The organism is Paracoccus everestensis (assembly GCF_021491915.1).
GTDB lineage: Bacteria > Pseudomonadota > Alphaproteobacteria > Rhodobacterales > Rhodobacteraceae > Paracoccus > Paracoccus everestensis.
The window spans coordinates 1,404,343-1,425,572 of the sequence record NZ_CP090836.1; the positions used below are offsets into that span (position 1 = coordinate 1,404,343).

Sequence of the window (21,230 nt, forward strand, 5' to 3'; positions counted from 1 at the left end):
AGGAACACGACCATGACCCTTTCGCTTCGCAATCTTGCCCTGACCACTGCCCTCGGCCTTGCTTTTGCAGGCGCCGCCCAAGCCGAGGTGACGATCCGCTATCTCGCCAGCCATGGGGGGCTGTCCGCCCACGAATTGGCGCAGGAGCTTGGCTATTTCGAGGGCACCGGCATCACCCTGGAAAACGTGGGCTATGCCAGCGGCGGGCCAGAGTCGCTGATGGCATTGGCGGGCGGCAGCGTCGAACTGGGCAGCGCCGCCACGGCGGCCGTCCTGAACTCTATCGCGGGCGGCAGTGATTTCGTCGCGGCCTATCCCTCGAATGGAATCAACGACGAGGCACAGTCGATCTTCTATGTGCTGGAAGACAGTCCCATCCACAGCATCGAAGACATCGCCGGCAAGACCGTCGCGGTGAACACGCTAGGGGCCCATCTCGACTATACCGTGCGCGAGGCGCTGCACCAGAAGGGACTGCCGCAGGACGCGGCCAACCTTGTCGCCGTGCCGGGCCCGCAACTGGAACAGGTGCTGCGCTCGGGGCAGGTCGATGTGGCGGCCTTCGGCTATTGGCAGACGACCTTCGAAGGGGCGGCGCGGCAGAACGGGGGCCTTCGGGCGGTCTTCGACGACACCGACATATTGGGCGAGATCGCGGGCGGCTTTATCGTCCTGCGCCGCGACTGGGTGGACGCCCATCCCGCCGAGGCCCGGGCCTTTGTCGATGGTTCGGCCAGGGCGCTCGACCATGCCCGCGACAACCCCCAGGAAACCCGTGCCATCTTCGCCCGCCTGCTGGAAGAACGTGGTGAGAACCCCGAGGTCGCCCAGTTCTTCAAGGGCTATGGCGTGCGCGAGGGCGGCCGCGCCACGGAACACGACCTGAGCTTCTGGATCGACGTTCTGGAGCGCGAGGGCCGGCTGGAACCCGGCAAGCTGAAGGCGGCGGATATCCTGTTCGCCCCGGCCCAGAACGTGGCGGCCAAGTGATGGGTGTGCATCAACCTGTCGCGGGCGGAGCGGTCACGATCCGCGACCTGTCCAAGTCCTTCACCCTGAACCGAGCCTCGCTTCCAGTCCTGCAGGGACTGAACCTTGGCATCAGGCCGGGCGAAAGCCTGGCCGTCGTGGGCCCCTCGGGCTGCGGCAAGACCACGCTGCTGCGGATCCTGGCGGGATTGGAAAGGCCAGACCGGGGCGAGGTGCTGATTGACGGGCGTCCTGTTCATGGCGTCGGAACGGAACGCGCGATCATCTTTCAGGAACCGCGCCTTCTGCCTTGGCTGACGGTCCTGGGCAATGTCGCCTTTGGATTAGAGGCACGCGGCATCCCCCGGGCGAAGGCCCAATTGCAGGCCCGCCACTACATCCGCCTTGTAGGCCTGACCGAATTCGAGGACGCCTATCCCACCCAACTTTCAGGCGGCATGGCGCAACGCGTCGGCATTGCCCGTGCGCTGACCGTGCAACCCGAAATCCTGCTGCTGGACGAACCCTTGGGCGCCCTGGACGCGATGACCCGGATCACCATGCAGGATGAGCTTGCCCGCATCTGGCGAGAACAGCAGGTGACAATGATTTTGGTCACGCATGACCTGGAAGAGGCGATCTTTCTTGCCGACCGGGTGCTGGTAATGCCACGCGAGAAGGGCACTGTCCCGCGCCTGATCGACATCGACCTGCCCCGCCCCCGCGACCGCAGCGAAAGCCGCTTCGTGGCCATGCGCCGACGGCTTATGGCGGAATTTGGCCTGCATTGAGGTTCTTCGTTGTCGTTTGTCGTCCGGCGGCGGCTTGTCATACAGCCTTTAAGTGCGCGCTAATTCATGCGTATTGATCAGACGTGCCAATAAAGGCGACGTTGGCAGTTTGACCGAGGGCGGCCTGGCGCTCATGCCTTGCCAATCAATGACCCAGCAACGCTGATGCTTTGGCCGTCGCTCGGTCGGATCGACCTATTTCTTGGGCGATTTCAGCACTGTCAACCGCCTATGGTTCCTGCTGGGCCAAGTGACTTATGCGTCGGCCGACATCGGGACTCTGCCGGGGCGGAAGCGAGAACTATCACAAGACCTCGCTTGCCGTGCAGAAGCGGTTGCCGGTGGGCCTTTTCAGCTTGCGCCTGGGCCACAACCTCAGTTTGGACGGGCTTTTCGCCGGTTTCTCCATCAACACGTTCCGAGGCGACATGATCGAATATATCCGTTGACGCTGATGGGGCTTCAGCACAGTTTCGGTTTTGAGCCTCTTTCCGCAAACGCGCCCGGTCGATGGTCCGCCAGCTTATCCAAGACCGGCGAATGTCGCCATCGGTTGCCAGGATGCCGCGGTCCGGCTCGCCCGCGATGTGACGCTCGTGCCGGGGGAACTAGATGCAGGCAAGCGCGGCCATTGCCGGAACAAGCAGGTTATAGATCGTCCAGAACAGCACGACCCACTTTCCGTCGCCCGCATCCTGATACGAGAAGCCGTCGAAGAAGATGCCCAATATCAGTGCGACGGCTGTAAGCGCCAGCAGGATCAGGAATGGCATCATTATTTGCCACTGCACGGTGATCTTCGTGCGGTCGCCGCCCTTGGGGATGACCGCGAACGAGTGACCCTTGAGCTTGAACAGCCGTGAAGGCGGCGCGGCTGATGGGGATTGCGCCGATCAGTTGGCCCACGTCGTGCAGGATCCGCACCACCATGCCCCACGTCGGAGCCCGCTGCACCTACCAGCATCTCGGGGGCCAAAGTTCCGCGAGAACTCGACGCTTTGGCGGGGATTTATGATAAGCCCCCTGCAGGGCAATGCTCTGTCAATAAGCAGGTGGTTGTCGTGGTTGCCGGCCTGGGTTTGCTTGATTGCGATCATCCAGGGCTGGCCTCACCTGGTCTATTCCTGCTTGCGGGACAGTCCGTCATGCCAGCGGCCAAGGCTGTCGGTCCGAATGCTGTAGGCAATGCGAAAGCAGAACACGAAGTGCCCGGGAAGCGTTCACTGACCTGCTGCGCCATGGAAAGATTCTGCCACGAGGAAGCGCGAAGCTACGGTAACCGATTCGAAGCATCCGGCAGTAATCAACACAGCGCCGCAGGCCACGGGCCTGATCAAGCCCACAAAGAAATGCAGGCGTCTCGAACATGGGGGCGTTCTATGTTCGAGGTTCTGGCCGGGACGGGGCAATAGGCAAACCTATCCGAGTCAAACTCTATCTAAGGTTGTTCTTAACCAAGAATGCTGATATTGTTCCGAGACTGGTCGAGCGTGATCGGCCTTCGATTGACAATATGTCGTCTGAATAGGTTTCTTGCATGTCCCCACGATCTTCATGGTTCGCGGCTGAGAAAATTCGCCCGCACAAACGGCCGAACAGTCTCCGAAGGCGGCTGTTCACCAGTCCTTGATCGCGTTCTCGCGCGGCAAGAAACCGATCCCTGACATTGACACCCCTACCATTTCGCTTTGCGCCGAAGTTTTCGACGCTTAATTGCCATTCCCGTTCTTGGGCTGACACAGGATAGACCATGCCGACGACATTCAATTGGATTTACCTTGGAATTCCGCGTAGTTCCCTGGGCACAGCTGTTATTGTCGATCCTTTGGAAACGATTTCAGGGGCCGAGAATGCGGCCGGCCTGCTGACCGCCCAAAATAACCTGGGTCCGCGGGTCTTCGGTTCGTTGGACACGCCGCTTTACGGCAACATCACGTCTGCCACGATGATCAATCGGTCCGGCGAAGCGAACGCGTTAGAAACGAACACCGCATTAGGCAGCCAGGTTGACCAGTTCTCGACCAACATCGGTGCCAGGGCAATCGCATATGGCTCATGGTGCTAAGTTGTTGAGCACGCTGCGGAGGAAGTCGTCGTCCCAGCCGGCTCGCTTGAGCTTGATGGAGAGGGAGCCGTTCGAGGTGTCCCTGCGCATGACGTCGAGGGCGCGGCGGCGCAGGACCGCGATGTTGCCGGGGCTGTTATCCTTGCGGTTGCGCGCGGCGTCCTCGCGGAAAGAGACATCAAGCTGCCAGTGCAAGGCGTTCTCGATGGCCCAGTGGGCGCGCACGGTGGCCAGCAGAACGTCCGGCGTCGGCATCCACGACAGCGCGAAGTATCGCGTCTCCGAGCTTGTGCCCGTGGCCGTTTCTCGCGTCGCCTCGACCCGACCGAAGGCCTTGAGAGCGGGGAAATCATGATGCTCTGCCAGATCCCTGGCCCCGACTACGACTGCCGTTCGGACCTCCGTCCGACCGTGACCGGCATCTTTGGTGACGGCAGTGGCGTGGCCGTCCTTCACCCTGCCGAAACAGGCCCGTGCATCAGACAGGAGCGAGTCCTGGTTGGCCTTGAGCGCCAGGCACCAGTCGCCGCCGCCGGCGTTGATCGCCGCAACCGTGCGGCGATTGCAGTGGAGCGCATCCGCCGTCACCACCTTACCCTTGAGCGCGATCAACCCGAGCGCCTCGATCGCGGCTTCCAGTTCCGTGCCCCGATCGGCCGGCACGCTGGCCAGGGTCAGGCGCAGCCGCGCCGCGTAGGCCGAGACCATCATCCGCGTCCGCGCGCTCTCGCCCGCGTGCCGGGCGCCGCGCAGGGCCTTGCCGTCGATGGCGATCACATCGCCCTCGCGCAGGAGCGCCGCAACATCGGCCAGCACCCGGCCAAAGGCGGCGTCGAGCGCCTTTGGATCGATCATCCGGAAAACGGCCGAGAAGGTGTCGTGCGACGGAACCGCATGCGTGAGCTTCAGGAAGCCTCTGAAAACGCGTTCCTTCGCACGACCGAAGGCGGCCATTTCGGCGCAGGATGAGGCACCGCACAGCACCGACACAAAGGCGATGACGAGCAACTCGCCAAGGTCATGTCGGATGTTCCCGGCGCGGGGATCGGGAACATCTTCGAAGGCGGTCAGGAACAGATGCATGGCGGCGGGAGGCTCCGAGGGATGGGTCCACTCCCAGAATCCATCAAGCCCTCAGCCGCAAGGGGCGCCGCTCAGATTGCCAAGGTCATATGCGATTCCCCTGACATCGGTGCAGGAACCCAGACGTTCAATTTCGATGCGCTCGTCAATTATACGGGCACCGTGACCTATGCAGATGGCACGACGGCGACCAACGTGACATTGCAGCTTGTCCAGGCCGAAACAGGCGAACTGTTTCTGGCACCGCCTGCTTCGACAGCAACGAATGCGCCCCTGACAGCCAAGCCCATTGCTTCCATTCGGCTGGATGCGGTCGCAAACAACAACGTGAACCTACTGGTCGACCGTCAGCTTGGCATCTTCGACGACGGGTTCGTAGATGGCACAAGCGGAAACGACTCGATCGGTGCAGGTTATATTGAACCAGGCACAAACGGTTCGGACCAGATTGACGGTGGAGACGGCATTTCCAGTCCGGCAACCGGCTTCAACGATGACCGCATTCGTGCGGGCGCCGGCAACGACACGATTGACGGTGGCCTTGGAAATGACCTCATCGACGCCAGCGACGGCAATGACCTGGTCAACCTGACCGGCACCTTCGGCAACGACACAATCACCGGGGGAACGGGCAGCGACACGCTGTCGGGCGCCGCGCTGGCGGGCGCGAGCACCGTGACCTTCAACGGCGGCACCGGCACCCTGGTCAACGGCGGCAGCACCGCCAGCTTCAACACCATCGAGGCGGTCACCACCGGCGCGGGCGCCGACACCGTCACCATCACCGGCACCACGGCGGGCTTGTTCACCACCGGCGATGGCGCGGACACCATCAATGCCGGCGGCTCGGGCGCCGACGTGATCAACGCCGGCGACGGCAATGACCTGGTCAACCTGACCGGCACCTTCGGCAACGACACAATCACCGGGGGAACGGGCAGCGACACGCTGTCGGGCGCCGCGCTGGCGGGCGCGAGCACCGTGACCTTCAACGGCGGCACCGGCACCCTGGTCAACGGCGGCAGCACCGCCAGCTTCAACACCATCGAGGCGGTCACCACCGGCGCGGGCGCCGACACCGTCACCATCACCGGCACCACGGCGGGCTCGTTCACCACCGGCGATGGCGCGGACACCATCAATGCCGGCGGCTCGGGCGCCGACGTGATCAACGCCGGCGACGGCAATGACCTGGTCAACCTGACCGGCACCTTCGGCAACGACACAATCACCGGGGGAACGGGCGGCGACACGCTGTCGGGCGCCAGCTTTGCCGCCGGGCAAGGCGCAACAGTGACCTACACGAATGGCAGCGGAACCTTTGCCAGCAGCGGGGGAACGGCCAGCTTCAACACCATCGAATCCATCGTAACCGGCGCGGGCGCCGACGCCATCAATGCTTCGACCAACGCCGTGGCAGCCAGCTTCGCTATGGGGGCGGGAAACGACAGCTTTACCGGCGGCCTTGGGGCTGAAACCGTCGACGGGGGTGCAGGCGATGACGTTATCGTGTCAGGCGGAGGCAATGACAGCATACTGGCCGGCGACGGAAACGACCGGGTCGAGGCCGAAGACGGCGACGACTATGTGGATGCCGGCACGGGCAACGACACAGTCGACGGGGGTATCGGAAACGACACCCTTCTGGGCGGAATCGGCGACGACCAGCTGAGCGGAGGCGCTGGCAATGACAGCCTGTTCGGCGGTGCCGGCAACGATGTCCTTCTGGGTGGCGATGGCAACGATTACCTGGAGGGCGGCGCGGGGGCGGATACGCTGACGGGCGGCGCTGGCAACGACTTCTTTGCGGCAACGTCAGGCGACCTGATCACCGACTTCACCGTGGGTGATACAGCCAACAACGACAGCGTCGATCTGACAGGCTTTTACAACGCCACGAACCTTGCCATCATCAACGCCCAGCGGACGACACTCGGCCTTCGGCCTTACGAGTCCGCCCTTGGCTGGCTCAAGGCGGACCAAGCCGATGATGGCGTGCTCAACAGCATCCGGACCGATGCCGGTTTCTCCGAGAACTTCACCCTGAGGATACAAAACGGCGGAACGGCAGTGAGCGCCTCGGACTTGACCGAGAATGCGACCGCTGTAGTGTGCTTTGGGGCTGATGCGATGATCGCAACGGCCGACGGGCCAGTGCCGGCGGGCGCGTTGAAGGTCGCCGACATGGTGCTGACCCGCGACAATGGTTATCAGCCCATCCGCTGGGTCGGACAGCGCACGCTGGATGCTGCCACTCTGGCGGCCAATGCCCAGCTTCGACCCATCCGCATCAGGACAGGCGCCTTGGGTCAGGGCTTGCCCACAAGCGACCTGATCGTTTCTCCGCAACACCGCATCCTGGTGCGATCGAAGATTGCCGAGCGGATGTTCGGACACTGCGAGGTGCTGGTTGCGGCCAAGCAGCTGATGGTGACCGAAGGCATTGACATCGCCGATGATCTGGAATCGGTGACCTATGTCCACTTCCTGTTCGAAGCCCACCAGATCGTCCTGTCGAACGGCGCCGAAACCGAGTCCCTTTATACCGGGGCCGAGGCGCTGAAATCCGTGCCTCGGGAAGCCCAGAAGGAAATCCTGGCGGTGTTCCCTGAACTTGCCGAGGGCAACGCCCGCCCGGCGGTGCGGGAAATGCTTTCTGGACGCATGGGCCGCAAGCTGGCGCAACGCCATGCCCAGAACGGAAAGAAGCTGGTGGCGTGAACAACCTGGGCGTGGTTGCATTTCCGCCACGCCTTTCCCAAATCGCAGCAACCAGGCCAGAAGGGAAAATCGGCCTCAAGCTTACCGAAACGAAGTCGAGCACAGGCTGACGAGGGTTAAGGCCCATGGACCAACAGTCAGGTCGAGGGGGCGAACCGTAGGTTCGAGGAAGGTGAAGCAGATCGCAAGACGGCCCGAAGGATCGTTTTCCTGCTGAACGTCAGGCGCTGCCATTACGACAATGACGATCACCTGCGAACGTCTCTTGCAGGTTTCATCGTCCCCTGTAACTTCGCCAATCGGCTCGAGACACTGAGCAGCCTCACGCCTTGCGAAAAAATCTACAAGACCGGGATAAAGCTTTGACGCGCCCCCGGTCTTCCCTCGTTCATAACGAGATTCCTTTGGGTCGATGCGCTGCTCCCCAACCTTGGACCCGCCGCTTCGGGTTCTTGTTCCTGAGCTGCAAGGCCAGTTCAGTGTAAATCCTGCGGGTCTTCTTGATGGTGATCATCCACCCCTCCCGGCGCAGCAGGACATGCCCGCGCCGACAGCCATAGCGCACACCAATCGCCGTCGGGCTCAGACCGATGGCGCCGCGACGGCTCATCTCTCGCAGATCTCCTGATCCGTCGTGCGACGGCCGCCTGGTCGGTGCGCCGGGAGGTGGAGGGAAACGTGGAGGTGTCGATCGGGTAATCCTCCCCATGGTTAAAGGGATGCGGAAGTAGAATTTTCTCGGCAAGTTGGACGAGGAGATTCAGATGAAGAAAACCCGTTTCACCGAGGCCCAGATCATGGGCGTGCTGCGTCAGGCCGAGGGTGGTTTGCCTGTGCCTGAACTGTGTCGCGAGCATGGGATCAGCAGCGCGACGTTTTACAAATGGCGTGCCAGGTATGGCGGCATGGATGCATCCATGATGGGCCAGATGAAGTTACTGGAGGACGAAAACCGGCGGCTGAAGCGCATGTTTGCCGATCTGAGCATGCAAGCCGATCTGCTCCGGGAGGCGCTTGGAAAAAAGTGACGCGGCCAGCTCAGCGTCGCGAGCTGGCCGCAAAGGCTGTGGCGACGAAGGGGATCAGCATTGCGCTGGCTTGCCGGGCATTCGGCGTCAGCGAGACCTGTTTCCGCTACAGCCCGAAGCGCGACAACGAGAACGAGCAGATCGCCGACCTGCTCATTGGGCTAACCAAGACCAGGAAGACTTGGGGCTTTGGCTTGTGTTTCCTGTATCTGCGCAACGTCCAGGGCCATGGTTGGAACCACAAACGCGTCTACCGGATCTATCGTGAGCTGGAACTGAACCTGAGGAGTGAGCCATGGAACGCCACTGGTCCGAGTGACCATGGCGAACGCCTCGCAAGCGGCTGAAGCGGGAGAAGTCCGAGGAACTGGCTGTGCCGGAAGCTCCCAACGCGGTCTGGTCCATGGACTTCATGGCAGATCGCCTTGGGGACGGGCGAGCCTTCCGTCTTCTGAACGTCCTGGACGACTTCAACCGCGAGGGCCTGGGCATCGAGGTGGACTTCTCGCTGCCGGCCGAGCGCGTCGTCCGGACCCTGAACCAAATCATCGAATGGCGGGGAGCACCAAAGGCGATCAGGGTTGATAACGGCCCGGAATATATCAGTGGCCGTCTGATGGAATGGGCCGAGGACAAGGGCATTACCCTGACCTATATCCAGCCCGGAAAGCCGCAGCAGAACGCTTACGTCGAGCGCTACAACCGGACAGTCCGGCACGAATGGCTGGACCTATACATCTTTGAAACCATCGAGGAGGTGCAGAACATCGCCACCGAGTGGCTCTGGACCTACAACAACGAACGCCCCAACATGGGCATCGGCGGGATCACCCCTGCCATGAAGCTGAGAATGGCCGCGTGAATTCTACGTCTGCGCCCCGTTAAAACGGGGAGGATTACCGGACAATCTATGCATCGTAAGACAATGTAGCCAGCAGATGACGCAGCTCGGTTGAGACGGGCTACTGTTGAGCCAATGAAGCGTGAACGCTTTTGTTAAGGCCAAAACCCACAGGGATAGCAATGTGGTCGCGGCAAAATAGGCTCCGCGACACCCAGCGAACCTGCAAACCCCGATTTTCTGCCCGGAACTGGAAGTTTTGCGCGACAAAGCCCACCGCATACGAAAGGGGCCGGAAAGACCCAAAAGAGGGCGGATGTTTATGAGGAGCAACCGGTGTGCAAGATGTTCTACTGGAGCAGCCTTTGGAGGTGGACCGTGCCGAATGCTGACTGCGCTGCCCAGCCCAATCCATCTGAAGCGGCCCCAGCGCCAGCGTCACCTCATGGCTCTGTCGCGCCTTCAGGAGCCCTTCGAGGATCTCGGGCGCGAGCAGTGTAAGGCGCAGGACGAGGATCATGTAGGAGAACTCGATCTCTTCACTTTCGGCTAGTTCGCGATCACTGCAAGGTGAAAACGCTGTGACCGCAAGACCTGTGTGTGCTAGTATTGCAACAGGTCCCGGCGCAAGGGGCGCCCCGGTTTCCTGGGAGGATGCGAACGATGAAAGCCAAGACATGGGTGCTTGCCGCGCTGCTCTGCGGCTTGACTGCCGTTCCCGGGGCCGCGGCAACGCTGACCTTCGTAACGAGCCTTAAGGGGTCAAGTGAGGCGCCGCCAAACGACTCGCCTGCAACGGGTTCAGGCAAGGTGACGATTGATACGGTCGCCGCGACTATGGCGGTCGCATTCGAGTTTGACGGACTGGTCGGTACGCTAATCGCCGCGCATATCCACGGTCCGACTGCGGAGCCGCGTACGGGGACCGCGGGGGTGATGACGCAGATTCCGACCTTTCCGGGCACTCCGTTGGGGGTGACGAGCGGCAGCTACAGCAACATCTTTGACATGACTGATATCGCGAGCTACAACCCAGCCTTCCTGTCAGCGCAGGGTGGTTCAGCGCTATCGGGCTTCGATGCGCTGATCGCGTCCATCACCGGCGGTAGAGCCTATCTCAACCTCCATTCGACCGAATATCCGGGCGGCGAGATTCGCGGCTTCTTGGCGCCAGTCCCGCTGCCGGGGGCAGTCTGGCTGATGCTGGCGGGCGTCGCGGCGCTTGTAGCGGCGGGGCGGCGGAAGATGGGTTGAGAACTGCCGAACTGGGAGGATGGCCTATAGCGTCCAGTTCGATACACCACCTTCTTGGCGACCATGCTGCCGGTTCTCTTCAGCTTACCGCAGGCGACAGCGCCGTTCGGGATCTAAAGAGCATGCTTTTTCTTCCGGGCAAGCAGCGATGGGTGAAAACCCGCGAAAGGGCCAGATGCCTGCCGTCGTGGCGAACCTCAAGCCAAAGGGGTCCGCAACCCGATCAAGGGCCAACCGACACCTGCCTATATCGCGTTCCGCACTGACCTTCATTCGGATCAGACCTGCTGCGCGGCTCGGACGAAGATACCGACGGACAAGGTCCAGCCCACAGGAAGCCGATGTGTGTCCTGGCATCGAAGCCGGGCAGTGTCTGAGCGAGATGGGCACGTGTGAGATCCAGCGTGTCCACAGGCGGGGTCCATATGTAGCCTGTGTCGGTACTCCATGAACGAGCAGCTTCATGATGACACCCACACCTTCCGAGACCCGAGGCCAGATCGTATGTTTAAAACATACTACATGCCCGTTTAGTCGCCGGCGCCACCGGCCTCGCAACTGCCTTGCGGGTACCCGCCGGTCCTCAACTGTCAGCTCTTCGCGGCTTTGTGGATCGGAGCCGCGCGTGGTAGTGTTGCATGCGACCGCGTCAGAATGGCGCGCATTTGGGTGGTACAGTTATGGTTCAGCCTGCGCGAGAACCGCAGCACCAGCCTGCTGCTGATGCTCCGTCTGGCAACATGCTGCCCTACGATCCTGAAGAATGGAAACACCGGGTAGCGGCTGCCCGCGCCCAGCGAGAGGAAGTGCTGCGGCAGCGTGCGGCAGAGCAGCAGCAGGCGTCCGAACGCCGAAGTGTCGGGCCTTCTGAACGCGCGGACCTGCCTATCATGGTACCGGCGCCAAGCGTGCCAGCACTCATAAGCGCTGTGAAAAACGAGCAGCCTGAAGCCGCAGGCGCCATACCCTATTCCTTCGGTCCGCGTCAGGTTCTCGCGGCCTTGGCGCAGATAAGGAGAAAGACCCCCTTTGGCGGTCGTGTGCCTCCGATGCTGTTGGGGCTGGTGATTGGCGGCTTGGCAGGCGCCTTCCTTGTCAGCCTTGGCGCAACCCGCCCCAGCGGCATCGATCCTCAGAGCGAGAGTGCCCCGCCGGTTTCCTCGGCTGGTCCTTTCGTGGATGCTGCGCCTTCCTATGCGACACCGGTCAGGGCGCCACCTTTGACGACATGGTCCTCGGGCCTAGGCGTTGTACCGTCTGCCGATGCACAAGAGACTGCCTTTTCATCACCTGATGTGTTGTCTGCCCCGTCATCTCGTGGACTGGAGCTGCCTGCCTTAGCGAAAGCGGCTGCTGCCCCCAGCATGCCAGCGATTGCTGCACTTCCTATCGCTTCCGAACAGCCCGGCTCCGGGACGAGCCCCGAGATGGCCGCAGTGGCACTCGGCTTGGCCTTCCGGGAGGCAAAGCAAGTTCCCTTTGTGTCACCGCCGCAGCTTGTCCGTCCCCCGGTGCCGGCGTCGGATGCCAGCGCTCAGCTGCTGTTGTCGAACGGGGAAAAGCCACCCATGCGCTTGGCCATGTATGTCCCGGAGCGTCTTGCGGGCGAGCGGCGAAACCAGACGATGGTGCAGCTCTCGGAAATAGGATGGTCGCCCGAGGAAGCATCGACACCCTTCACGATCGGTGAGACGCATGTCCGGTATTATCACCCGCAGGATCGGGCGGCAGCCGAAGAACTGGCAGCTTCGCTGAACACTGAGGCGCGGGACTTCGTTAGCTTTACGCCGTCTCCGAAGGAGGGCTACCTGGAACTGTGGCTGGGCGGCCAAGGAGCGCCTCCAAAGCCCAAGGCTGTCGCCACGCGCAGAGAAGTCGAAGCCCCGAGCCGGGCGAATGGGGCAGGGCGCGGCAGCAAGGTGCCACAAACGACCTCTGGTGCCCGCAGACGGGCGGCCCCAGGCGGAGGAGACAACGAATGGGTGCGAACCTCGAGCAGCCGCAATCTGGCTGGCGTCAGGAATAGCACCGGAGGCAACAGCGGGAGCCGCAATGGAGGCGGTGGCGAGGGTAGGGCTGGCGATCATGGAGGCAGTGGCGGCGGCAGCAGCAACGGCGGCAGTGGCAGCGCGGGCGGCGGCGGCAGTAACGGGAACAGTGGCGGCGACATTGGCGGCAGCGGGAACGGCGGAGGCAACGGCAACGGTGGTGGAAACGGCAATGGTGGTGGAAACGGTGGTGGAAACGGAAACGGCGGTGGTAATGGCAACGGCGGGGGCAATGGGAACGGTGGTGGAAACGGAAACGGCGGCGGCGGCAATGGGAACGGTGGCGGGAACGGTGGCGGTGGCAAGGGTGGCGGAAACGGTGGTGGTGGCGGAAACGGCGGCGGCAAAGGTGGCCGAGACTAAACCCAAAACTCGCACCGTCCAAACCTCCTTCTTGTAGGCGGCCCTGACCTAGCTGGACTCGGTAACCTGACGCACCTTGCACACGAGGCTTCGGGGTCGTGCGGGCAGACACGGGCCATGCGCGTGAACGATCTCTCCATGATCCGCCAGACCGGGCAGGAGGCCTACCTTGCCTTCGGCAAGCGCTGGCCATCCGAGCGTTCCTGGGTGGTTAGCCGATGCGACTTTCAGGTGCCGTATCGATGAGAGTGTCCGACCTTCTGTGTATCGGTGATCTGGTCCATGCTTCCTAAGAGGAGCATGGACGATGACGATTTCGAACGAGTTGCTGAAGGGCTGCAAGCGGCCTGATGATCTGCTTGGCGAGGCCGGGCTGATGAAAGAACTGAAGATCCGGCTGATGGAAGGGATGCTCGGGGCCGAACTGACCGCGCATCTGGCTATGAGGCCGGTGCCGAGGCACCGCAGGAACAGTCCAACTGCCGCAACGGGATTTCAACCAAACGCGTGAAGGGTTCGGATGGCGAAGTGCCCCTGTCCGTTCCGCGCGACCGGGACGGCAGTTTCGAGCCAGAGCTGGTGAAGAAGGCCAAGCCCGGATCGACGGGGTGGATAACAAGATCATCGGTCTTTACGCCACAGGCCTGTCAGTGCGCGACATCCAGGCCCATCTTGAGGACCTTTACGGTCTTCGGGTCTCGCCGGACTTGATCAGCCGTGTGACGGATGCTGTTTTGGACGAGGTCCGTGAATGGCAGCACCGGGCGCTGGACCGGATGTATCCGATCGTTATCTTCGACGCGCTGAGGGTCAAGATCCGCGATGCTGACAGCCGGATGGGCAAGAACAAGGCCGTTTACATCGCCTTGGGCGACACCTGTGACGAGGAGCGCGAGGTCCTCGGCTCTGGATCGCCGACAACGAAGGCGCCAAGTTCTGGCTGTCGGTGATGAACGAACTGCGCAAAAGAGGCGTCCAAGGCGGATTCAACCGGTCGTCGCAACACCCTGAACTTGGAGGTGTAGGTGACGACAGGAAGCCGAAAATCCGAACGATCCACGCGGCGCAAATTGTCCTCGCCAGGACGGTCGCCCATCTGGCAGCGTGAGCATCTGTGTCAGTTCTGGCGGGGGATTGCGGCAGGTCTCTCAAGTGAAGAGGCCGGTGTCGAAGCCGGTGTTTCTGCTCCTGTCGGAAGCCGCTGATTTCGGAGTTCTGGCGGAATGCCTCCCACACATCTGGCCCCATCTTCACCGCAGCCGAAAAGCCGCAATCTTTCCTTTGCTGAGCGTGAGGAAATAGTCTTGGAATGTGCTCGGATGACCGGGGTGCGCGCCATCGCTCGCAAGCTGGGGCGTTCGCCCAGCACGATCTCGAGGGAGATCAGGCGTAACTCCGCAACCCGTGGCGAAGACTTCGACTATCGGGCTATCACCGCGCAGTGGCACGCGGACCGTGCTGCCCGACGTCCGAAAGCCAGTAAGTTGGCGAGCAATCCTGCCCTGCGCAACTACGTACAGGACCGCCTCGCCGGCTTGATCACCACACCGCAGGGCGTCACTTTTGATGGGCCCTTCGTGGTATGGAGGAAACGGCGGGCAGTTCATCGGCAAAGCGGACTCTGGTCCGTGGCATGGATCCCGGAACAGATCGCACAACGCTTGAAGGTGGACTATCCTGAGGATCCGAATATGCGCATAAGCCATGAGGCAATCTACCAGGCACTCTACATTCAGGGACGCGGTGCCCTGAAGCAGGAGCTTTCCGCCTGCCTGCGTTCTGGCCGAGCGCTGCGTCTGCCGCGTGAACGCGCCCGGAACAGGGGCAAGTCTTTTGTCAGGCATGCATTGATGATCAGCGATTGCCCGGCCGAGGTCGGTGACAGGGCAGTGCCGGGCCACTGGGAGGGCGATCTCATTCTTGGTGTTGGCAGTTCGGCGATCGGCACCTTGGTTGAGCGAACCAGGCGCTTCACAATGTTGCTGCATCTGCCGCGGATGGAGAATCATGGAAAGGCCAAATCATTAAGAACGGCCCGGCCCTTGCCGGCCATGGCGCCGAAGCTTTTTGCGATGCAATCGCAGGCACTATCATGGAACTGCCAGCACATCTGCGCAGATCATTGACCTGGGACCAGGGCGCGGAGATGGCGCAACACGTCCAGCTCCATATCGATACCGGTCTCGACGTCTACTTCTGCGACCCGCAAAGCCCTTGGCAGCGCGGCAGCAACGAAAACACCAATGGGCTGCTGCGCCAATACTTTCCCAAGGGAACGGGTCTTAGCCGGCACGGTGCCGACGAGTTGAGCGCTGTTGCCAATGTGTTGAACACACGTCCACGCAAGACACTTGGCTGGCAAACACCGGCAGAGGCACTCGACAGGATGCTGAAAGTGGAGATGATCAAAGGTGTTGCGACAACCGGTTGAGTCTGCCTTGCGAACCGCGGTCGCTATGATGAATCAGCTTGTCGGCCTTGCCCGGCGCGCTGGCAGATGGCCTGGTTCAGGGCATCGAGCACGAAACCGGTCGTCATCGAGGTTGAGACACGCCAGCCGACGATCCTTCGGGCGAAGACATCGATGACAAAGGCCACGTAAACCATGCTCTGCCAGCTTGAGACATAGGTGAGATACTGTCGGCGAATTCAGGCGGCGGCCAAAGCAGCAAAGCGAGTCACACGTGTGTTGGCGCGTGGCACGCCTTCAAGCCAGTTGACGACCCGTGCCACGTTCATGGCGGCGGCAATGCAGACCTGCTGGAGACTGGTCTTCGCCAGCCCGATGTAGCGGCTGCGGCGCATGCCAAAGGCACGCACGCCTTGAGAGAGTGTGCCTTCGATGCCGGCGCGTACATGGTAGTGCTCCTTCCACTCAGGGTCGTCCATGCGGGCCCGTGCGGCGTTCAGCGCCTCGTACTCGGCCTGTGGGTGGAAGTAGATGGAGCGACGTCCCTCCTTCGCTCGCGTGCAGAGTGCGCGGGTGGCGCAGGCGCCGCAATCGGTGCGGCTGAAGAGCGCGCGGATGCGCGGCCCCCCGACATCGTCGAGCCCGGGCCGCCAAGTCACCGAAGTCTTGCCTTGGGGGCAGGTGACCTGCTCGCGCGCCCAGTCGATCACGAAGTGGCGCAGTTCATAGGCTTGCTCCGCTTCAGAGCGCCGCTTTGTGATAGCCCGCACCGGTCCTTGGAGGGTGATCCCGTGGTCGCGCCGGCTGGCCACCAGCAGGGCTGCGTCGACATAGCCGGCATCAACGAAGTGCTCGGCCGGCAGCAGTCCCTTGGCGGCCAGGCGCTCATGGATCTCGGCGGTGCAGGTCATGTCGGGCCGCATGGCCTGGTCGGTTTTGACATGGGTGACCAGATGCGCGGCCTCCGCATCACAGGTCTCGGTCACATGCACCTTGTAGCCCGACCACTCGAGCCCGAACTTGGTGCTGTAGTGCATCTCGGGATCATAGGGCGACTGCAGTCGATCCCCGACCGGCGGCAGTTCGGCCCCGGTGCGCCAGCGCAGCCGGTCCTCGTCACGTGCGTAATGCACGCGCCAGACATGGCGCAGCGTCTGGATCATGGGGTGCGCGCGCGCCGCGGGCGGAGTGTCGGGTGCCTCGAGCGCATCGAGCAGCTGAAAGCCATCCACACCGATCTCGAGAGCAAGCGCCTCGCGCTTGGCTCGGCTCCTGGGTAGGTGGTAGTCCTCGATCCGGTGCCTGTAGCGCTCGAACCAGGCAGGCTGGGCGATCGTGCGCAGCCAGTCCGGCACGACGGCAGCGAGATCATCAAGGGCGGCGCGCATCGTCTCACCGACCAATTCCAGAAGATGCAGGTCGTGGACCGCACCCAGAACATGGGTGCTGTCGGTGCGCTGCTTGCCGCGTGCCTTGACGAGACCCCGAGCCTTGAAGTGGTCGAGCATGCGATCGAGCAGCAGATGCTCGGCTCCGCCGGCGACAAGCCGTTGGCGGAATTCGGCAAGCCCGCTGAAGTGAAAGCCGGGATCGGCCAGTTCGAGCCCGAGCGCATACTTCCAGTCGATCCGGGCGCGCACCGCATCCGCGGCTTGGCGATCGCTCAGATGCTCGAGGAACTGGAACACCGTGACCAGCGCCAGTCGCCACGGCGCCAGAGCCGGTTGGCCGCGGGTGGGGTAGAAGGCCGCAAAGTCGGCGTCGCTGTAAAGCGCGCTGAACTCGTTACGCAGTCGCATGACAACCGTCCCCTTCGGGAAGGCGGCGTGGGCAATGCGAACGGTCTCGGCGGGGATGTCGCCGATCGCTTGTTGATGAAGGCTCATGGCTGACCTCCCTCCTGTTTGATCCATGCAGGAGGATGGTCCCTTCTCAGACCCAAGGCAATTCGCCGACAGTATCTAGGTGAAATCCGATACCCAGAGCTGGTTCGGCATATCCGCAACGAAGGCCCGGTTCACCTTGTCATCGGGACAGGGGTGGGCGGTATCGGGATTAGGCGTGACCACCTTCTTGCCACGAACACCGCCTTGCAATCCCATCCCCTTCATCAGCCGCCCCACCGTGCAGCGGCCGATGGCGCGTTCCTCGCGGCGCAACTGGTGCCAGACCTTGCGCGCGCCATATCTGCCTCGGCTGCCATCGAAGGCCTGCTTGATGGCGGCCATGTCCAAGCGATCCTGCCTGGCCCGATCCGACGCCAGATCGGGATTACGCTCTACGGCCTTGAAGGCATGATACGTCGATGGTGCGATCCCCAGAACCCGGCAGATCGGCCCGACACCATAAACACAACGGTGATCGTCGATGAACGCGATCATTTGCGGAACGGGCGGTCGAACTCCGCCGCTGCGAAATATGCGCTGGCCTTCTTCAGGATCTCATTGGCCTGGCGCAGTTCACGGACCTCGCGCTCCAACTCCCTGATCCGATCCTTCTCGGCGCTCGTTAGACCGCCGCGCTGACCGGCATCACGTTCGGCCTGCTGGCACCAGACACGCAGACTGTCAGGCGAACAGCCAAGCCTCACGCGCAATCGCCTTGCAAGCCGCCGTATCGCTGGCATAGCTGGCGCGGTTCTCTTGAAACAGCCGAACACCGCTGAGAACGGCAGTGAGAAATTAGTCCACGGAAGCGGCGGCATGGAGCTGCTGCGGGCGGCGTAAAAGTCGTCCACCCTTTCCCTTTCTGCGACAGCAGGGAGGGTGCGAGGATTTTCAGCGTGGAACTATATCTCAGGGTTCGCCAGGCCTGCGCGGCGGGCATGAGCCAGCGTCAGGCGGCGAAGGCCTTCAACATCTCCCGTGATACGGTTGCGAAGATGATGACGTTCTCGGTGCCGCCGGGCTACCGGCGGACGGCCGAGGTCAGGCGGCCGAAGCTTGATCCTTTCGTCCCGATCATCGAGGGCTGGCTTGAGGCGGATCGCTCCATGCCACGCAAGCAGCGGCACACCGCGAAGCGGGTGTTCGACCGGCTGCGTGACGAATGCGAGTTCACCGGCGGCTACACGATCATCAAGGATTACATCCGGGAGCGGGAACGGCGGGGCCAGGAAGTGTTCGTGCCGCTGGCGCATCCTCCGGGCCATGCGCAGGCCGACTTCGGCGAGGCGATGGTCAGGATTGGCGGTGTCGAGCAAAAGGCGCATTTCTTCGTGCTGGACCTGCCGCATAGCGACGCCTGTTACGTCCGCGCCTATCCGGCGGCTGTGGCCGAGGCTTGGGTGGATGGCCATATCCACGCCTTTGCCTTCTTTGGGGCGGTCCCCCAGTCGATTGTCTATGACAATGACAGATGCCTGGTGGCGAAGATCCTGCCCGATGGCACCCGTAAGCGGGCCGTCCTGTTCAGCGGCTTTCTGTCGCATTACCTGATCCGGGACCGCTACGGCCGTCCTGGCAAAGGGAACGACAAGGGGAATGTCGAAGGGTTGGTGGGCTATTGCCGCCGCAACTTCATGGTGCCGCTCCCCGAGTTCCCGACGTGGGAGGCGTTCAACCTTTGGCTGGAAGAGCAATGCCGCAAGCGCCAGCAGGATGTCCTGCGCGGCGAAAGCGAAACAATCGGCGAGCGGTTGCAACGCGATCTGGCAGAGATGCGATCCTTGCCTGCGTCACCCTTTGACGCCTGCGACCAAGACACCGGCCGCGTCTCGTCCCAGTGTCTGGTGCGCTACAAGACCAACGACTACTCGGTGCCGGTTGCTTATGGTCATCAGGATGTCTGGATCCGGGCTTATGTCCACGACGTGGTGATCGGCTGTCGGGGCGAGGTCATTGCCCACCATCCCCGGTGCTGGGACCGCGAAGAATTCATCTTCGATCCGATCCACTACCTGCCGCTGCTGGAGCAAAAGATCAACGCACTCGACCAGGCCGCGCCGTTGCACGGCTGGGAGCTTCCCGAGGAATTCGCCACGTTGCGCCGTCTGATGGAAGCCCGCATGAACCGGCATGGCCGACGCGAATACGTCCAGGTCCTGCGGTTGCTGGAAACTTTCGACCTGGCTGATCTGCATGCCGCGGTGAAGCAGGCGCTTCAGATGGGCGCGATTGGCTTTGACGCCGTAAAGCACCTGCTGCTTTGTCGTGTAGAACGCCGTCCGGCCCGACTGGACCTGGACTGCTATCCCTATCTGCCCAAGGCCACGGTCGAGAAGACCAAGGCCGGTTCCTACATGCGGCTGTTGTCAGGCAATGCGGAGGACGCGGCATGAACGATGTCCCGGAAATCCTGCTCGCCCATCACCTCAAGGCGCTGAAGCTGCCGACGTTTCTGCGGGAACATCAGAAGCTGGCCCGGCAATGCGCGGCCGAAGGCATGGACCATGTCCGATACCTCGCCCGGCTTGTTGAGCTGGAGTTGATCGACCGGGAGCGGAGGATGGTCGAACGCCGCATCAAGGCCGCCAAATTCCCCACTGTCAAAAGCCTCGACAGCTTCGACTTCAGCGCCATACCGAAGCTCAACAAGATGCAGGTGCTGGAACTGGCGCGGTGTGAATGGATCGACCATCGCGAGAACGTCATTGCCCTCGGCCCAAGTGGCACGGGCAAGACGCACATTGCCCTTGGCCTCGGACTGGCAGCTTGCCAAAAGGGGCTCTCTGTTGGCTTCACCACCGCCGCGAGCCTGGTCAGTGAGATGATGGAGGCCCGCGACGAGCGCCGCCTGCTTCGCGTTCAGAAGCAAATGGCCGGTTACAAGCTGCTCATCATCGACGAGCTGGGCTTCGTGCCGCTGTCCAAGACCGGTGCCGAATTGCTGTTCGAACTGATCTCGCAACGCTACGAGCGCGGCTCGACCCTGATCACCAGCAATCTGCCCTTTGATGAATGGACCGAGACCTTCGGCTCCGAGCGCCTCACCGGCGCACTGCTCGACCGGCTGACACACCACGTCAGCATCCTCGAGATGAACGGCGAGAGCTATCGCCTCGCCAACAGCACTGCCCGAAAGCGGCAACAAAAGTCCTGAGATCAGATCGCTCGTTTTGGCCCAAAGAGGCCAATGCGCCATGGCACGCGCTAGCTATTGGTAAGCGCGCGCGCCATGGCGCCGGCCACCGCCACCTGACCTGGTCTTACGCCGCCGCGTGGCCGGATTTTACGCCGCCGTTGACACACCGCGTTCGCGAAGTTCAGCCGGATAGGCGGGGTGTATCTCTGCTTTGACATAGGGTTCATCCTTTGAGTGTTTACTCTCCGGTAAGCCCGCGGCGGTTCAGGTCGGCTATCGCGTCTGAAGTCGGATCGAGGCGAGAATGCCCTCGCAGGTTCGCTCGAACCTGTGGCGCTGAACCTGCTCGACCTCAAATCCTTCGGCGAGCGCATCGCCTCACGAAGCCCGGATAGACAAACAACCGAAGTTCACATCCGTATCGCGCTCATGAACCGCTTCAACGCGCGCGGCACCGCCGAGATCGAACGCGTGGCATGAGGTCAGCGGGGGTAAGGGGTAACCCTGCATCAACGGTGAATTCTGCAGCATATGTAACCGCCCCAAGCGCAAGAGGGATTTTTGGAGCTGATCTTGGCGCGTCATCGGGTGCTGACATGTGTCCGGCCTCCTGAAGCGGCGCGATCCATGCCGCA

14 protein-coding genes, 6 pseudogenes and 1 other annotated feature are annotated in these 21,230 nt (G+C 62.2%); of the genes and pseudogenes, 13 read left to right on the plus strand and 7 right to left on the minus strand.

The features are described 5' to 3' along the window. The first annotated feature begins 12 nt into the window (after positions 1 to 12). Both LZ585_RS06945 and LZ585_RS06950 read left to right on the plus strand, forming a co-directional pair. Positions 13 to 990, plus strand: a complete 978-nt coding sequence (locus tag LZ585_RS06945) for an ABC transporter substrate-binding protein (RefSeq protein ID WP_234855655.1) — start codon at positions 13 to 15, stop codon at positions 988 to 990. After that, positions 990 to 1,760, plus strand: coding sequence for an ABC transporter ATP-binding protein (locus LZ585_RS06950; protein WP_234855656.1), 771 nt, complete (start codon positions 990 to 992; stop codon positions 1,758 to 1,760). The genes LZ585_RS06945 and LZ585_RS06950 overlap by 1 nt, the downstream gene beginning before the upstream one ends. A gap of 608 nt (positions 1,761 to 2,368) precedes the next feature. Here the strand turns inward: LZ585_RS06950 and LZ585_RS06955 are convergent. After that, the gene (locus LZ585_RS06955; RefSeq protein ID WP_234855657.1) at positions 2,369 to 2,536 is read right to left on the minus strand and encodes a hypothetical protein; all 168 of its coding nucleotides are present in this window, start codon (positions 2,534 to 2,536) and stop codon (positions 2,369 to 2,371) included. A 974-nt stretch (positions 2,537 to 3,510) separates the two neighbouring features. Between LZ585_RS06955 and LZ585_RS06960 the strand changes: the two genes are divergently transcribed. Continuing rightward, a complete protein-coding gene (locus tag LZ585_RS06960; RefSeq protein ID WP_234855658.1) occupies positions 3,511 to 3,825 on the plus strand; it encodes a hypothetical protein in 315 nt (104 codons plus the stop codon). Here LZ585_RS06960 and LZ585_RS06965 read toward each other — a convergent pair. After that, on the minus strand, positions 3,814 to 4,908 hold the full coding sequence (locus LZ585_RS06965; protein WP_234855659.1) for an ISAs1 family transposase: 1,095 nt from the start codon (positions 4,906 to 4,908) through the stop codon (positions 3,814 to 3,816). The genes LZ585_RS06960 and LZ585_RS06965 overlap by 12 nt on opposite strands. Positions 4,909 to 5,070: 162 nt before the next feature. On the opposite strand from LZ585_RS06965, the gene LZ585_RS06970 reads away from it, so the two are divergent. Then, on the plus strand, positions 5,071 to 7,629 hold the full coding sequence (locus LZ585_RS06970; protein WP_234855660.1) for a Hint domain-containing protein: 2,559 nt from the start codon (positions 5,071 to 5,073) through the stop codon (positions 7,627 to 7,629). A 430-nt stretch (positions 7,630 to 8,059) separates the two neighbouring features. Here LZ585_RS06970 and LZ585_RS06975 read toward each other — a convergent pair. Beyond that, a pseudogene (locus LZ585_RS06975) lies at positions 8,060 to 8,194 on the minus strand (IS3 family transposase); the annotation flags it as partial. 199 nt (positions 8,195 to 8,393) lie between these two features. On the opposite strand from LZ585_RS06975, the pseudogene LZ585_RS06980 reads away from it, so the two are divergent. From LZ585_RS06980 to LZ585_RS07010, 6 genes and pseudogenes are all read left to right on the plus strand, one after another. Continuing rightward, positions 8,394 to 9,519 (plus strand): annotated as a pseudogene (locus LZ585_RS06980) (IS3 family transposase). A 364-nt stretch (positions 9,520 to 9,883) separates the two neighbouring features. Beyond that, positions 9,884 to 10,051, plus strand: a complete 168-nt coding sequence (locus LZ585_RS06985) for a hypothetical protein (protein ID WP_234855661.1) — start codon at positions 9,884 to 9,886, stop codon at positions 10,049 to 10,051. Between the two features lie 110 nt (positions 10,052 to 10,161). Further along, entirely contained in the window at positions 10,162 to 10,752 is a 591-nt protein-coding gene (locus LZ585_RS06990) for a CHRD domain-containing protein (protein ID WP_234855662.1), read from the plus strand. Between the two features lie 2,052 nt (positions 10,753 to 12,804). Continuing rightward, positions 12,805 to 13,200 carry a hypothetical protein gene (locus tag LZ585_RS06995; protein WP_234855663.1) on the plus strand — a complete coding sequence of 132 codons (396 nt, stop codon included), beginning with the start codon at positions 12,805 to 12,807 and terminating at the stop codon, positions 13,198 to 13,200. A gap of 270 nt (positions 13,201 to 13,470) precedes the next feature. Then, positions 13,471 to 14,142, plus strand: a pseudogene (locus LZ585_RS07005) (IS256 family transposase); the annotation flags it as partial. A 46-nt stretch (positions 14,143 to 14,188) separates the two neighbouring features. After that, positions 14,189 to 15,594: pseudogene (locus LZ585_RS07010) on the plus strand (IS30 family transposase). A gap of 7 nt (positions 15,595 to 15,601) precedes the next feature. Here LZ585_RS07010 and LZ585_RS07015 read toward each other — a convergent pair. The 4 genes and pseudogenes from LZ585_RS07015 to LZ585_RS07030 form a co-directional block, all read right to left on the minus strand. After that, positions 15,602 to 15,794 (minus strand): annotated as a pseudogene (locus LZ585_RS07015) (DDE-type integrase/transposase/recombinase); the annotation flags it as partial. Positions 15,795 to 15,812: 18 nt separating this feature from the next. Further along, positions 15,813 to 17,459 (minus strand): IS1182 family transposase, encoded by a 1,647-nt coding sequence (locus tag LZ585_RS07020; RefSeq protein ID WP_234855665.1) that lies wholly within the window; start codon positions 17,457 to 17,459, stop codon positions 15,813 to 15,815. A gap of 75 nt (positions 17,460 to 17,534) precedes the next feature. Beyond that, a complete protein-coding gene (locus tag LZ585_RS07025; protein WP_234855666.1) occupies positions 17,535 to 17,954 on the minus strand; it encodes an IS3 family transposase in 420 nt (139 codons plus the stop codon). Next, positions 17,880 to 17,996, minus strand: a sequence feature (AL1L pseudoknot). (Overlaps the previous gene by 75 nt.) Then, a complete protein-coding gene (locus tag LZ585_RS07030; protein ID WP_234855667.1) occupies positions 17,951 to 18,310 on the minus strand; it encodes a hypothetical protein in 360 nt (119 codons plus the stop codon). It overlaps the preceding feature by 46 nt. Before LZ585_RS07030 ends, LZ585_RS07025 begins: the two co-directional genes overlap by 4 nt. Positions 18,311 to 18,355: 45 nt before the next feature. Here LZ585_RS07030 and istA point away from each other — a divergent pair, with 45 nt between their 5' ends. The 3 genes and pseudogenes from istA to LZ585_RS07045 all read left to right on the plus strand — a co-directional run. After that, positions 18,356 to 19,852, plus strand: coding sequence for an IS21 family transposase (istA, locus tag LZ585_RS07035; protein ID WP_449301138.1), 1,497 nt, complete (start codon positions 18,356 to 18,358; stop codon positions 19,850 to 19,852). Beyond that, positions 19,849 to 20,613 (plus strand): IS21-like element helper ATPase IstB, encoded by a 765-nt coding sequence (gene istB / locus LZ585_RS07040; RefSeq protein ID WP_234853208.1) that lies wholly within the window; start codon positions 19,849 to 19,851, stop codon positions 20,611 to 20,613. Before istA ends, istB begins: the two co-directional genes overlap by 4 nt. Before the next feature lie 333 nt (positions 20,614 to 20,946). Next, positions 20,947 to 21,075, plus strand: a pseudogene (locus tag LZ585_RS07045) (IS5/IS1182 family transposase); the annotation flags it as partial. Positions 21,076 to 21,230 lie beyond the last annotated feature (155 nt).

Coding starts and splice junctions, on each gene's coding strand:
- LZ585_RS06995 (WP_234855663.1), top strand. CDS start 12,805: ATGGAGGCGGTGGCGAGGGTAGGGCTGGCGATCATGGAGGCAGTGGCG.
- istB (WP_234853208.1), top strand. CDS start 19,849: ATGAACGATGTCCCGGAAATCCTGCTCGCCCATCACCTCAAGGCGCTG.
- LZ585_RS06955 (WP_234855657.1), bottom strand. CDS start 2,536: ATGATGCCATTCCTGATCCTGCTGGCGCTTACAGCCGTCGCACTGATA.
- LZ585_RS06990 (WP_234855662.1), top strand. CDS start 10,162: ATGAAAGCCAAGACATGGGTGCTTGCCGCGCTGCTCTGCGGCTTGACT.
- LZ585_RS06960 (WP_234855658.1), top strand. CDS start 3,511: ATGCCGACGACATTCAATTGGATTTACCTTGGAATTCCGCGTAGTTCC.
- LZ585_RS06945 (WP_234855655.1), top strand. CDS start 13: ATGACCCTTTCGCTTCGCAATCTTGCCCTGACCACTGCCCTCGGCCTT.
- LZ585_RS07025 (WP_234855666.1), bottom strand. CDS start 17,954: ATGATCGCGTTCATCGACGATCACCGTTGTGTTTATGGTGTCGGGCCG.
- LZ585_RS06985 (WP_234855661.1), top strand. CDS start 9,884: ATGCTGACTGCGCTGCCCAGCCCAATCCATCTGAAGCGGCCCCAGCGC.
- LZ585_RS07020 (WP_234855665.1), bottom strand. CDS start 17,459: ATGAGCCTTCATCAACAAGCGATCGGCGACATCCCCGCCGAGACCGTT.
- LZ585_RS06965 (WP_234855659.1), bottom strand. CDS start 4,908: ATGCATCTGTTCCTGACCGCCTTCGAAGATGTTCCCGATCCCCGCGCC.
- LZ585_RS06950 (WP_234855656.1), top strand. CDS start 990: ATGGGTGTGCATCAACCTGTCGCGGGCGGAGCGGTCACGATCCGCGAC.